The following is a 13,732-nucleotide window of genomic DNA, read 5'->3' as shown; positions in this document are numbered from 1 at the left end:
CAGGTTATTTACGCAAGACCTGCAAGACATCTTCCAGCTCGACGATCATCTGCCGAATCATCTGCTTGTACTGCGTCGTATCATCCTTGGCTTCATCGCCCGACAAGCGCTGACGCGCACCGCCGATAGTGAAACCCTGGTCATACAACAAGGCGCGGATCTGCCGAATCATCAGCACATCCTGGCGCTGATAATAACGACGATTTCCACGGCGCTTTACCGGATTGAGTTGGGGAAATTCCTGCTCCCAATAACGCAGTACATGCGGTTTTACCGCGCACAGATCACTTACCTCACCGATGGTGAAGTAGCGTTTGCCAGGGATGGGCGGCAGCTCGTCGTTATGACTTGGTTCCAGCATATGCCTCAACTCTGGCCTTCAGTTTCTGGCCCGGACGAAAGGTGACAACACGGCGAGCCGTGATTGGGATTTCTTCGCCTGTTTTCGGATTGCGACCCGGACGCTGGCGCTTGTCGCGCAGGTCAAAGTTGCCGAAACCGGACAGCTTGACCTGCTCGTTATCCTCCAGCGCGTGGCGGATCTCTTCAAAAAACAGTTCGACCAGTTCCTTGGCTTCCCGTTTATTCAGGCCAAGCTCTTCATACAGACGTTCCGCCATCTCAGCTTTCGTCAGAGCCCCCATACGCTACTTCCTTAACGTGGCGTTGAACCTTTCTTCCAGCGAGGTGAGGATATTTTGCGTTGTGGTATTCACCTCATCGTCATTAAGAGTGCGCGATGGATGCTGCCAGGTCAAGCCGACGGCCAGGCTTTTTCTATGCGGATCAATACCTTTACCGTGATACACGTCAAACAGCCTGAGATCCGTCAGGTACTCGCCTGCCGCCTCACGAATGCAAGCCAGTACCGACTCGGCCGGCAGTTCACGATCGGCCAGCAAAGCCAGGTCACGACGCACCTCGGGGAAGCGCGACAGTTCGCTGAACTTCGGCATGCGTCCCTGGGCCACTTCGGCCAATACCAATTCGAACAGGTAGACCGGCTGATCGATGCCGAGGGTCTTGGCCAGCTCCGGATGCAGCGCACCGATGAAGCCGATCAGACGTCCGTCGCGCTCGATGCGCGCAGTCTGCCCCGGATGCAGCGCTGCATGTTCGCCGGGAGCGAAACTGAACTCTTGTGCAGAACCTGCAGAACCCAGCAGCGCCTCGACATCAGCCTTCAGGTCATAGAAGTCGACGTCATCACGACCATGCGCCCAACCTTCCGGCAAGCGGCTGCCAGTGAGCACACCGGCCAGCATGGCTTCCTGCTTCAACCCTTCGAGCTGACCGACGAAGCGCAGGCCGCTCTCGAACAGGCGTACGCGCGACTGCTGACGATTGAGGTTGTGCTGCAGCGCCTTGACCAGCCCCGGCCACAGCGAGGAACGCATGGCCGCCATATCGGCGGAAATCGGATTGGCCAGTTGCAGCGGCTCGACGCCCGGATTGAACAGGGCGAACAGCTTGGGATCGATGAAGCTGTAGGTGATCGCTTCCTGATAACCACGCGCCACCAGCAGACGGCGCAGGGTCGCCAGCTCGGCGCGCGCTTCGCTCTTGGCCTGCGGCGCCAGGCGCGCCTGCGGGTAGCGCACCGGCAGACGGTTGTAACCGTACAGGCGACCCAGCTCTTCGATCAGATCGACTTCCAGGCTGATATCGAAGCGATGGCTGGGCACGCCAACCTGCCAGACGCCAGCGTCCTGCACGGACACGGCAAGGCCCAGAGCAGTGAGCAGACGCTCGACTTCCGCGGCATCCATCTGCATGCCCAGCATCTGGTCGATGCGCTCGGCACGCAGGGTGATCGGCGCGATTTGTGGCAGATCGACCTGGCTCACGGCTTCGATGACAGGACCGGCTTCGCCGCCGACGATCTCCAGCAGCAGGGTCGTAGCGCGCTCAATGGCCTGGCGCGCCAGCTGCGAATCCACGCCACGCTCGAAGCGGTGCGAGGAGTCGGTGTGCAGCCCATAGGAGCGGGCCTTGCCGGCCAGGGCGATGGTGTCGAAGAACGCGCTTTCGAGGAACAGATCGCGAGTCTTGTCGCTCACGCCACTGTGCTCGCCCCCCATCACGCCGGCGATGGCCAGGGCGCGCTGGTGGTCGGCGATCACCAGAGTATCGGCACGCAGGCTGACTTCCTGACCATCCAGCAGAACCAGCTTCTCACCCTCTTCCGCCATGCGCACGCGAATGCCACCGTTGATCTCGGCGAGATCGAAGGCATGCATAGGCTGGCCGAGTTCGAGCATCACGTAGTTGGTGATGTCGACGGCCGCATCGATGCTGCGGATATCGGAACGACGCAGACGTTCGACCATCCACAGCGGGGTCGGCCTGGACAGGTCGACATTGCGAATGACGCGGCCCAGGTAACGCGGGCAGGCCTTGGGCGCCAGCACTTCGACCGGACGCACTTCGTCATGCGCCGGAGCAACCGGGGAAATCTCCACCGGCGACACCTGAGCGGCGTAGATGGCCCCGACTTCGCGGGCCAGACCGGCCAGGGATAGGCAGTCACCCCGGTTGGGCGTCAGGCCCAGCTCGATGCTGGCATCATCCAGACCCAGATAGTCACGGATATTGCCGCCCACCGGCGAATCGGCCGCCAGCTCCATCAGACCACTGTTGTCATCGCTGATCTGCAGCTCGGAAGCCGAGCAGAGCATACCGTTGGACTCGACGCCGCGCAGCTTGGCCTTCTTGATCTTGAAGTCACCCGGCAGCTCGGCGCCGATCATGGCGAACGGAATCTTGATGCCCGGGCGCGCATTCGGCGCACCGCAGACCACCTGGAAGCTCTCGCTGCCATTGCTGACCTGGCACACGCGCAGCTTGTCGGCATCCGGATGCTGTTCGGTGCTGAGGATTTCGCCGATCACGATGCCGCTGAACTCGCCGGCAGCCGGGGTAACGCTGTCTACTTCGAGGCCGACCATGGATAGGCGGGCCACCAGCTCGTCACGCGAGACCGGCGGATTGACCCAGCTGCGCAGCCACTGTTCACTGAATTTCATACTGTCTGTTCTCCTGAACGCATTCGATACGGGTCATGTGGCCTAGCGGAATTGCGCCAGGAACCGCAGGTCGTTATCGAAGAACAGGCGCAAGTCATTGACGCCGTAACGCAGCATGGCCAGGCGCTCGACGCCCATGCCGAAGGCGAAGCCCTGGTATTTTTCCGGATCGATGCCGGACATACGCAGCACGTTCGGGTGCACCATGCCGCAACCCATGACTTCCAGCCAACCGGTTTGCTTGCACACGCGGCAACCGTTGCCACTGCACATCACGCACTGCATGTCGACTTCCGCCGATGGCTCGGTGAAGGGGAAGAAGGACGGACGGAAGCGCACGCCCAGCGGCTTCTCGAAGAACACCCGGAGGAACTCCTCGATGGTGCCCTTGAGGTCGGCGAAGCTGATGCCCTCGTCGATCAGCAGGCCTTCGACCTGATGGAACATCGGCGAGTGGGTGATATCGGAGTCGCAGCGATAGACGCGGCCGGGGCAGACGATGCGGATCGGCGGCTGCTGCGATTCCATGGTGCGCACCTGTACCGGCGAGGTGTGAGTGCGCAGCAGCATGTTGGCATTGAAATAGAAGGTATCGTGCATCGCCCGCGCCGGGTGGTGGCCGGGGATGTTGAGCGCCTCGAAGTTGTGGTAGTCGTCTTCGACTTCCGGTCCCTCGGCCACGTTGTAGCCGATATGGGTGAAGAACTGTTCGACACGCTCCAGCGTGCGAGTCACCGGGTGCAGGCCACCAGAGGCCTGACCGCGGCCCGGCAGGGTCACGTCGATTTTTTCGGCGGCGAGCTTGGCGCTCAGCGCAGCCTGCTCAAGCACGGATTTGCGGGCGTTGAGGGCGTCCTGAACCTGGCTCTTGGCAGCATTGATCAGCGCACCGGCCTGTGGACGCTCTTCGGCGGAAAGCTTGCCGAGGGTCTGCATCAGGGCGGTCAGCTCGCCTTTCTTGCCAAGATAGTGAACCCGGAGCTGCTCCAGGGCGTTGACGTCTTCAGTGTGTTGCACGGCCTCAAGCGCTTGCGAGACCAATGCATCCAGGTTTTCCATGTACGGACTCCAGATACAAAATAGGGGAAGAGCTTTAAGGCTCTTCCCCTATTGGTGACGTTGGCACCGGGCGAGCCCGGTGATTGTCGGGGACTTAAGCCAGAACGGCCTTAGCTTTCTCGACAATCGCAGCAAACGCCGCTTTTTCGTTCACTGCCAGATCGGCCAGAACCTTGCGGTCGATCTCGATGGACGCTTTTTTCAGGCCAGCGATGAAACGGCTGTAGGACAGACCGTTAACACGAGCACCGGCGTTGATACGAGCGATCCACAGAGCGCGGAACTGACGCTTCCGCTGACGGCGGTCGCGGTAGGCGTATTGGCCTGCCTTGATCACAGCCTGCTTGGCAACACGGAACACGCGCGAACGAGCGCCGTAGTAGCCTTTAGCGAGTTTCAGAATTTTTTTGTGACGAGCACGAGCGATAACGCCACGCTTAACACGAGCCATGAGTAATTTCCTCTATCTTGACCGATTAACGAACGCGCAGCATGCGCGCCACTTTTGCAACGTCGGACGGATGCACCATGGTGCTACCGCGCAGGTGACGCTTACGCTTAGTGGACATCTTGGTCAGGATGTGACTCTTGAAAGCGTGCTTGTGCTTGAAGCCAGTAGCGGTTTTGAGAAAACGCTTGGCTGCACCACTCTTAGTTTTCATCTTTGGCATGTTCGGATACTCCGCATTCAGTTGATAAACATAACCGCAAGGCCTGCCGTGCCCTGGTGGTTACTTCTTCTTTTTGGGGGCGATGACCATGATCAGTTGGCGTCCTTCCATCTTTGGATGCTGCTCAACGGCGCCGTATTCAAGCAGGTCATTTTCAACCCGCTTCAACAGCTCCATGCCCAGCTCCTGGTGGGCCATCTCTCGGCCGCGGAATCGAAGCGATACCTTGGCCTTATCCCCATCACTAAGGAAACGTACCAGGTTGCGTAGTTTTACCTGGTAATCCCCTTCTTCCGTCCCTGGACGAAACTTGATTTCTTTAACCTGAATCTGCTTCTGGTTTTTCTTCGCCGCGGCAACCTGCTTCTTCTTCTCGAAGATCGACTTGCCGTAGTCCATCACTCGGCAAACCGGCGGAACCGCGTCGGCAGAAATTTCAACCAGATCGAGCTTGGCCTCATCAGCCACTCGCAACGCTTCATCAATCGAGACGATGCCAATCTGCTCGCCATCAGCACCAATTAACCGAACCTCGCGGGCCGAGATATTCTCGTTGATCGGTGCTTTAGGTGCAGCTCGTTTATCTTGTCTCATTTCACGCTTAATAATGATTACTCCGAATCTTGGCGACCACGCCGGGAAACCGCTTGCTTGAGCTGATCGGCGAACTGCTCGAGGGGCATAGAGCCCAGATCGACGCCTTCGCGGGTGCGCACAGCAACGGATCGTGTCTCAACCTCCCGGTCTCCAATAACCAGGAGATAGGGAACCTTGAGCAAAGTATGCTCGCGGATTTTAAAGCCGATCTTCTCGTTTCTCAAGTCGGACTTGGCACGAAATCCGCTTTGATTGAGCGTTTTTTCGACTTCGAGGGCAAAATCGGCCTGCTTGTCGGTGATATTCATCACCACTGCCTGGGTCGGCGCCAGCCAGGCCGGGAAGGCGCCGGCATAATGCTCGATCAGCATGCCGACGAAGCGCTCGAAGGAACCGAGGATCGCGCGATGCAGCATCACCGGGCGCTTACGGTTGTTATCTTCGGCGATATAGCTGGCATCCAGGCGCTCCGGAAGGTTCGGATCGTACTGCAGGGTACCGCACTGCCAGTTACGACCGAGGCAATCCTTGAGGGTGAACTCGATCTTTGGACCGTAGAAGGCACCCTCGCCCGGCTGGTATTCCCATGCCAGGCCGGACTCGTTCAGCGCATCGGCCAGGGCCGTTTCGGCGCGATCCCACAGCTCGTCGGAACCTACGCGCTTGGCCGGGCGAGTCGACAGTTTCATCGCGATATCGGAGAAACCGAAGTCGGCATAGACCTGCAGAGTCAGCTTGATGAAGTCGGCCGCCTCCTTCTTCACCTGATCCTCGGTGCAGAAGATGTGCGCGTCGTCCTGAGTGAAGCCACGCACACGCATGATGCCGTGCAGCGCGCCGGACGGCTCGTTGCGGTGGCAGGCACCGAACTCGGCCAGACGCAGCGGCAGGTCGCGATAGGACTTCAGGCCCTGGTTGAAGATCTGTACGTGGCATGGGCAGTTCATCGGCTTAACTGCATAGTCGCGGTTTTCCGAGTTGGTGGTGAACATGTTCTCGGCGTAGTTGGACCAATGCCCCGAACGCTCCCAGAGGATGCGATCGACCACCTGCGGCGTGCGCACCTCGACGTAGCCGTGCTCGCGCTGCACCTGGCGCATGTACTGCTCCAGCACCTGGTACAGGGTCCAGCCATTCGGGTGCCAGAACACCATGCCCGGCGCCTCTTCCTGCAGGTGGAACAGGTCCAGCTGCTTGCCGATGCGGCGGTGGTCGCGCTTCTCGGCTTCCTCGATGCGCTGGATGTAGGCCGCCAGCTGCTTCTTGTCCGCCCAGGCGGTGCCGTACACGCGCTGCAGCTGCTCGTTCTTCGAGTCGCCGCGCCAGTAGGCGCCGGAAATCTTGGTCAGCTTGAAGGACTTGAGGAAGCGCGTGTTCGGCACGTGCGGGCCGCGGCACATGTCGACGTATTCTTCGTGGAAGTACAGGCCCATGGCCTGCTCGTCCGGCATGTCCTCGATCAGGCGCAGCTTGTATTCCTCGCCACGCGCCTGGAACAGCTCGATGACTTCGGCGCGCGGGGTCATCTTCTTGATGACGTCGTAGTCTTTGTCGATCAGCTCGGCCATGCGCTTCTCGATCACCGCCATGTCTTCCGGCGTAAAAGGCCGACCGATGGCAATGTCGTAATAGAAGCCTTCTTCAATGACCGGCCCGATCACCATCTTGGCCTCCGGGTACAACTGCTTGACCGCATGGCCGACCAGGTGCGCACAGGAGTGGCGGATGATCTCCAGCCCCTCTTCGTCTTTGGGCGTGATGATTTGCAGGGTTGCATCGCTGTCGATCACATCACAGGCATCCACCTGCTTGCCATTGACCTTGCCGGCCAGGGTGGCCTTGGCCAGGCCTGCACCAATGGACTGGGCGACCTCAAGCACGGAAACGGGGTGATCGAACGAACGCTGACTGCCGTCGGGAAGAGTAATGATGGGCATGGCGCCTCCTCTCCTAGTGGTGACCCCTACCAAAGGTCACGTGGGTTGGGATGAGCCAGGAAGCGATCCGGCGGTATACCTGCCTAACAGTGACAGGAGCCTTGCGGGCAAACCAGAACGGACCAGAGTCACTGGAAGTAAAAAGCGGATGTTTTCAGAAAGCCGGAGCGCTGACAAGCAACCAATTAAAAGCAAGCACACCGACGCCCCGCCCTTTCAGGAGTGCGTGAGGTATGCCTAACTAACTGATAAATAAGGATAAACAATACAAATTTTTTATCATGGAGGGCGAAGTCTACCATGAAATTTCGATGATTTAGCGTTGCATTTCAGTACGAACAGCTCAGCCTGGCGAGTCCGTACAGACGATCAAGGAGACAAATGTTTAGCGGCTATTCCAGCTGCAAGTTCAAGCTCCGTTTGCTGCCTTATGAAGAAAGGTCAGAAGCCCCATACCAACAAAAGCGCACATCCGTTCAACTACAGCACGCCCCTTCAAGTCAGCAGCCTGGCCAAAGCCGAAGCTGGGAGTCCATTCATCCCCGTTAGGAGCAATACCATGGCAACTGCATCTGCAGCCCCCGGCAAGACCCTGCTGAACCCGCTCGATCACACCCTGATCATGATCGACCACCAGTCGCAGATGTCTTTCGCCACCAAGTCGATCGATGCCGTCACCCTGCGCAACAACGCCGCGCTGGTATCCAAGTCCGCCTGCGAGTTCGGCGTATCCACCATCCTCACCACCGTTGCCGAAAAGAGTTTCTCCGGGCCGATCTTCGACGAGATCAAGTCGGTATTCCCGGATCACCAGGTGATCGACCGCACCACCATGAACACCTGGGAAGACCCGCGCATCGCCGTGGAGGTCAACAAGTTCGGCAAGAACAAGATCGTCCTCGCCGGCCTGTGGACCTCGGTGTGCATCGTCGGCCCGGCGCTCTCCGCCCTGGACCAGGGTTTCGAGGTCTACGTGATCGCCGACGCCTGTGGCGACGTGTCCGACGAGGCCCATGAGATGGCCATGCAGCGCATGATCCAGCTCGGCGCGCGGCCCATGACTTCGCTGCAGTACCTACTGGAGCTGCAACGCGACTGGGCCCGTGGCGAGACCTACGAGCAGACCGTGAAAACCTCCATCGAACATGGCGGCGCCTATGGCCTCGGCCTGATCTACGCCAAGAGCATGTTCAACGCCTCCGAAGGCCATTGATCACGCCGCGCCGGCCAGCCGCCACGGCGGCGCCGGCGCCTTATCGGGAGAACCCTGATGTCCATCGAAAAAGTGCTTTACCGCGCCTATGCCGAGGCCTACGGCGGTCGTGACGGCCGCGCCGTGTCCTCCGACGGCGTGCTCGACGTCGCCCTCACCACGCCCAAGGAACTGGGCGGCGCCGGCGGTGACGGCAGCAACCCCGAACAGTTGTTCGCCGCCGGCTACTCGGCGTGCTTCCTTGGCGCCATGAAGTTCGTCGCCGCCCGCGACAAGCTCGCCATAGCGAGCGAGCCCTCCATCGAAGGTGTGGTCGGCATCGGTGCCGTGCCTACCGGCTTCGCCATCGAGGTGGAGCTGCGTATCAGCCTGCCGGGGCTGCCCCGGGATGCGGCGCAGACGCTGATTGAGCGCGCCCACATCGTCTGCCCCTACTCCAACGCCACGCGCAACAACATCGACGTGACCCTGACCCTGGTCGACTGAAGGAGCTACCCGCCATGTCTCGTTTCGCCTTGCTAAGTGCACTGCTCACCCTGGCCGCCGGCCAGGCCCTGGCCGCCGGCAGCCCCGGTATCGAAGCCAACACCCAGGCCTTCCTCAGCGCCCTCGAAGCCGGTGGCGGCAAGCCGCTGGAGGCCCTAAGCCCGCAAGACGCCCGCGCTGTACTGGTCGGCGCCCAGGCCTCGGTCAAGGTCGACCTCTCCGGAACCACGGTCGAAGACAAGACCATCAAGGTCGACGGCCAGTCGCTCAAGCTCACCATCGTGCGCCCCGAGGGCGTCAAGGGTGAACTGCCGGTGTTCATGTTCTTCCACGGTGGCGGCTGGGTGCTGGGCGACTATCCGACCCATGCCCGCCTGATCCGCGACTTGGTGGTGAACTCCGGCGCCGTGGCTGTCTACGTCGACTACACACCGTCGCCAGAAGCCAAGTACCCGACCGCGATCAACCAGGCCTATGCCGCGACCCAGTGGGTGGCCGAGCACGGCAAGGAACTCAAGGTAGACGCTTCGCGCCTGGCCGTGGCCGGCAACAGCGTGGGCGGCAACATGGCAGCCGTGGTGGCCCTGATGGCCAAGGACAAAGGCACGCCCAAGCTGCGCTTCCAGCTGCTGCTGTGGCCGGTCACCGACGCGCACTTCGAGAACGCCTCGTACAACCAGTTCGCCGACGGGCATTTCCTCACCCGTAACATGATGAAGTGGTTCTGGGACAGCTACACCACCGACGCCAAGCAGCGCACGGAGATCTATGCCTCGCCGCTGCTGGCCTCGCCGGAGCAGCTCAAGGGCCTGCCGCCGGCCCTGGTGCAGACCGCCGAGATGGACGTGTTGCGCGATGAGGGCGAGGCCTACGCCCGTAAGCTCGGCGCTGCCGGAGTCACCGTCACGGCGGTGCGCTACAACGGCATGATCCACGACTACGGCCTGCTCAACCCGCTGGCACACGTGCCTGCGGTCCATGCGGCAATGCGCCAGGCCGGCCTCGAGCTGAACAAGCACCTGCAGAAGTAGCACGGCACAGCCAGACGAGGAGCGCCCGATGGCACTGCAAGCCCCCGACGAAGTGATCACCCTGCTGATCCGTCACCATGTTCGCCCCGATCAAGCCGAGCGTTACGAACACTGGTTGCGGCGCATCGTCCGGGTCGCCCAGGGCTATCCGGGCCATCTGGGGATCGACGTGATCCGCAGCCAGGACGGCGGCCTGCCGCTGTTCACCAGCGTGCTGCGCTTCGCCAGTACCAGCCAGCTACAGGTCTGGCTGAGTTCTACGGATCGGCAACAGCTGATTGAAGAAGTCAGCCCGTTGCTGGCCAGCGGCGATGCCCAGGAGGTGAGCCAGACGCGCGAGTTCTGGTTCACCCCAGCGGGTGATACAGGCCAACCACCGCGCTGGAAGCAGGCCTGCGTCACCTTCCTGGTGATTCTGCCGCTGAGCCTGCTGGTGCCGTGGCTGTGGCAGCCGGTCTTCGCCCGGTTGCCCTGGCTGGGCGGCCACCTGGCCAGTAATGCGCTGATCACCCTGACCATCGTCCTGCTGGTGGTCTACCTGTGCATGCCGCACGTGACTCGCTGGCTGGCCCGCTGGCTCAACGCCCCCTGATACGGAGGTTATCCATGCCAACCAACAACAGCCGGCGGCGCTTCCTCGCCGCCTCATCCGTTATCGGCGCCGCTGGTGCGCTGTGGCCGGCCCTGCCGATTTTCGCAGGCGATGCCAAAGGAGCTTCCATGTATCCCGATCTGATTCTGCACAACGGCCGCATCCACACGGTCGATCGCGAGCAACCCAGTGCCAGCGCAGTGGCCATCCTCGATGGTCGCTTCCTCGCCGTCGGCAGCGATGCCGAGGTCATGGCCCTGCGCGGCAGCGCCACCCAGGTCATCGACCTGCAGCGGCGTACCGTGGTGCCGGGCCTCAACGACTCGCACCTGCACCTGATCCGCGGTGGTCTCAACTACAACCTGGAACTGCGCTGGGAGGGCGTGCCGTCGCTGGCCGATGCCCTACGCATGCTCAAGGAACAGGCCGAGCGCACGCCCACGCCCCAGTGGGTACGGGTGGTCGGCGGCTGGAACGAATTCCAGTTCGCCGAAAAGCGCCTGCCGACCCTCGACGAGCTGAACAAGGCGGCGCCGGACACCCCGGTGTTTGTCCTCCACCTGTACGACCGCGCACTGCTCAACCGCGCCGCGTTGCGCGTGGTCGGCTATGACCGCAACACGCCCAACCCGCCGGGTGGCGAGATCGTCCGCGACAGCAATGGCGAGCCCACCGGCATGCTGGTGGCACGACCCAACGCGATGATTCTCTACTCGACCCTGAGCAAGGGGCCGAAGCTGCCGCTGGAGTACCAGGTCAATTCGACCCGCCAGTTCATGCGCGAGCTCAACCGCCTGGGCGTGACCAGCGCCATCGACGCCGGTGGTGGCTACCAGAACTATCCCGACGACTACCAGGTGATCGAGCAGTTGGCCAAGGACGACCAGTTGACCATCCGCATCGCCTACAACCTGTTCACCCAGAAGCCCAAGGAAGAACTGGACGACTTCAAGCGCTGGACCGGCTCAGTGCAGTACGGCCAGGGCAACGACTTCTTCCGCCACAACGGCGCCGGCGAGATGCTGGTGTTTTCCGCCGCCGATTTCGAGGACTTCCTCGAGCCGCGCCCGGACCTGGCGCCGAACATGGAAAGCGACCTGGAGCCAGTGGTACGACATCTGGTCGAGCAGCGCTGGCCGTTCCGCCTGCACGCCACCTACGACGAATCCATCTCACGCATGCTCGACGTGTTCGAGAAGGTCAACCGCGACATTCCGTTCAACGGCCTGCCGTGGTTCTTCGACCATGCCGAGACCATCAGCCCGAAGAACATCGAGCGCGTGCGCGCCCTCGGCGGCGGCATCGCCATCCAGGATCGCATGGCCTTCCAGGGCGAGTACTTCGTCGACCGCTATGGCAAGCAAGCTGCCGAGAAGACCCCGCCGATCCAGCGCATGCTGGCCGAAGGCGTGCCGGTCGGTGCCGGCACCGATGCCACCCGGGTATCCAGTTACAACCCCTGGACCTCACTCTACTGGATGGTCAGCGGACGTACCGTCGGCGGTCTGGAGCTTTATCCACAAGGCCTGCCGCGCGCCACCGCACTGGAGCTGTTCACCCATGGCAGCGCCTGGTTCTCCAGCGAACAGGGCAAGAAGGGCCAGATCAAGGTCGGCCAACTGGCGGACCTGATCGCCCTGTCGGCGGACTTCTTCAGCGTCGAGATCGATGCGATCAAGTGGATCGAGTCGGTGCTTACCGTGGTCGACGGCAAGGTGGTGTATGGCGCCGGCGAGTTCGACAAGCTGGCGCCGCCGCCGGCACCGGTGTTGCCGGACTGGTCGCCGGTGGCCAAGGTGCCCGGGCACTGGCGGCCGACTTCGCCACTGGTGGCACAGGTGCACCAGTGCGTGGGCGCCTGTGCGGTACATGCCCACAGCCATGACCGGGTACGCCATGCCAACGTGCCCGTCAGTGACTTTCAGGGCTTCTGGGGGGCCTTCGGCTGCTCCTGTTTCGCCTTCTGATGTGAAGCGAGCCTGCGTGCCCGGTAAAACCTGGCGCGCAGGCTCTAACTGGTGGCCCACAGCCTGAATAAGAGTTGCTATTCTTGCTCGCTAGCTAGAGCGCAGCGAGTCAGCCGTCAATCATGAAGACCGTAGCCATCCTTGTGTTTCCCGATGTGCTGATGCTGGACGTGGCTGGGCCGGCTGAAGTGTTCTCCATCGCCAACCGCTACCTCGCACCCGAAGATCACTACCGCCTCTGCACCATCAGCTCGGCCGAACACAACGTGCGCGCATCCAACGGTCTGCGCCTGCTGGCCGACCATGTACTGGAGGATGCGCCAAGCACATTCGATCTGCTGCTGATCCCCGGCGGCCCAGGCGCCTACAACGACAAGCACGAAGAACTGCAACCCTGGCTGCGCCAGGCAATCCAGGCATCCTGCCGCTATGGCTCGATCTGCACCGGTGCCTTCATCCTCGGCGAACTTGGCCTGCTCGACGGACGCCAGGTAACCACCCACTGGAACTACACCGAACGCCTGGCGCAGCGCTTTCCTGCGGCGCTGGTCAGCACCGATCAGATCTACATCCAGGATGGCGAACTGCTTACCTCGGGCGGCATCACCGCTGGAATCGACATGGCCCTGGGCATACTCGCCGCCGACCATGGCAAGAAGGTCGCAGTGGCCGTGGCCAAAGTCCTGCTGGTGGCCATGAAGCGCCAGGGCGGCCAATCCCAGTTCAGCCCGTTGCTGGCCGAAGTGGCCAAGGAAGACTCGCCGATCGCCCGCGCCCAGCAGCATGTACTCGACAACCTCGAACAGGATCTCTGCGTGGAGAGCCTGGCCAGCGTGGCTGGCATGAGCCTGCGCCACTTTGCGCGCACCTTCGCCAAGGATGTCGGCATGACACCCATGGACTTCGTCCACAGCGCACGGGTCGATCGCGCTCGCGGGCTGCTGGAAACCACCAACCTGCCCCTGAAAACCGTGGCCTACCGCAGCGGCTTTCGCAGCGAGCGCTGCATGCGTGTGCTGTTCAGCGAACGCCTCGGCCTGACCCCGGCACAGTACCGCCACCAGTTCGGCTGAGATGTCCGTTGCCGGCCCCTGATTGGCCGTCCACACCCCCATCGATATGTATGCGACCAGGCGCAACGACGCGATGATTC

Annotated in this window: 14 protein-coding genes; 6 read left to right on the top strand and 8 right to left on the bottom strand. The window is 61.6% G+C overall.

What is annotated here, in order from left to right; translation table 11 throughout:
* Positions 1-4 precede the first annotated feature (4 nt).
* From F3I16_RS19560 to thrS, 8 genes are all read right to left on the bottom strand, one after another.
* Positions 5-361, bottom strand: coding sequence for a MerR family transcriptional regulator (locus tag F3I16_RS19560; RefSeq protein WP_160491379.1), 357 nt, complete (start codon positions 359-361; stop codon positions 5-7).
* Positions 342-644 (bottom strand): integration host factor subunit alpha, encoded by a 303-nt coding sequence (ihfA, locus tag F3I16_RS19555; RefSeq protein WP_002553164.1) that lies wholly within the window; start codon positions 642-644, stop codon positions 342-344. The genes F3I16_RS19560 and ihfA overlap by 20 nt, the downstream gene beginning before the upstream one ends.
* 3 nt (positions 645-647) lie before the next feature.
* On the bottom strand, positions 648-3,026 hold the full coding sequence (gene pheT, locus F3I16_RS19550) for a phenylalanine--tRNA ligase subunit beta (RefSeq protein ID WP_160495199.1): 2,379 nt from the start codon (positions 3,024-3,026) through the stop codon (positions 648-650).
* Positions 3,027-3,068: 42 nt separating this feature from the next.
* Entirely contained in the window at positions 3,069-4,085 is a 1,017-nt protein-coding gene (gene pheS, locus F3I16_RS19545) for a phenylalanine--tRNA ligase subunit alpha (protein ID WP_160495198.1), read from the bottom strand.
* Between the two features lie 94 nt (positions 4,086-4,179).
* Complete coding sequence (gene rplT / locus F3I16_RS19540; protein ID WP_160080018.1) at positions 4,180-4,536, bottom strand: 50S ribosomal protein L20; 357 nt, start codon at positions 4,534-4,536, stop codon at positions 4,180-4,182.
* 25 nt (positions 4,537-4,561) lie between these two features.
* Positions 4,562-4,756, bottom strand: a complete 195-nt coding sequence (gene rpmI, locus F3I16_RS19535; protein WP_042552869.1) for a 50S ribosomal protein L35 — start codon at positions 4,754-4,756, stop codon at positions 4,562-4,564.
* A gap of 60 nt (positions 4,757-4,816) precedes the next feature.
* Complete coding sequence (gene infC, locus F3I16_RS19530; protein WP_173211658.1) at positions 4,817-5,368, bottom strand: translation initiation factor IF-3; 552 nt, start codon at positions 5,366-5,368, stop codon at positions 4,817-4,819.
* The gene (gene thrS, locus F3I16_RS19525; RefSeq protein ID WP_160495196.1) at positions 5,368-7,290 is read right to left on the bottom strand and encodes a threonine--tRNA ligase; all 1,923 of its coding nucleotides are present in this window, start codon (positions 7,288-7,290) and stop codon (positions 5,368-5,370) included. The genes infC and thrS overlap by 1 nt, the downstream gene beginning before the upstream one ends.
* A 559-nt stretch (positions 7,291-7,849) precedes the next feature.
* Here thrS and F3I16_RS19520 point away from each other — a divergent pair.
* From F3I16_RS19520 to F3I16_RS19495, 6 genes are all read left to right on the top strand, one after another.
* Positions 7,850-8,503 (top strand): hydrolase, encoded by a 654-nt coding sequence (locus tag F3I16_RS19520; RefSeq protein ID WP_160495195.1) that lies wholly within the window; start codon positions 7,850-7,852, stop codon positions 8,501-8,503.
* A gap of 57 nt (positions 8,504-8,560) precedes the next feature.
* The gene (locus tag F3I16_RS19515; RefSeq protein ID WP_160495194.1) at positions 8,561-8,989 is read left to right on the top strand and encodes an organic hydroperoxide resistance protein; all 429 of its coding nucleotides are present in this window, start codon (positions 8,561-8,563) and stop codon (positions 8,987-8,989) included.
* 14 nt (positions 8,990-9,003) lie between these two features.
* Entirely contained in the window at positions 9,004-10,020 is a 1,017-nt protein-coding gene (locus F3I16_RS19510; protein ID WP_160495193.1) for an alpha/beta hydrolase, read from the top strand.
* Between the two features lie 28 nt (positions 10,021-10,048).
* A complete protein-coding gene (locus F3I16_RS19505) occupies positions 10,049-10,612 on the top strand; it encodes an antibiotic biosynthesis monooxygenase (protein WP_178116695.1) in 564 nt (187 codons plus the stop codon).
* 14 nt (positions 10,613-10,626) lie between these two features.
* Positions 10,627-12,579, top strand: coding sequence for an amidohydrolase (locus F3I16_RS19500; protein ID WP_160495192.1), 1,953 nt, complete (start codon positions 10,627-10,629; stop codon positions 12,577-12,579).
* A 122-nt stretch (positions 12,580-12,701) separates the two neighbouring features.
* Positions 12,702-13,652 (top strand): GlxA family transcriptional regulator, encoded by a 951-nt coding sequence (locus F3I16_RS19495; protein WP_160495191.1) that lies wholly within the window; start codon positions 12,702-12,704, stop codon positions 13,650-13,652.
* Positions 13,653-13,732: the final 80 nt, after the last annotated feature.

This window comes from Pseudomonas sp. L-22-4S-12 (assembly GCF_009799935.1).
Taxonomy (GTDB): domain Bacteria; phylum Pseudomonadota; class Gammaproteobacteria; order Pseudomonadales; family Pseudomonadaceae; genus Aquipseudomonas.
The sequence above is the reverse complement of the archived record's forward strand: the minus strand, read 5'-3'. Positions and strand labels throughout refer to the sequence as shown.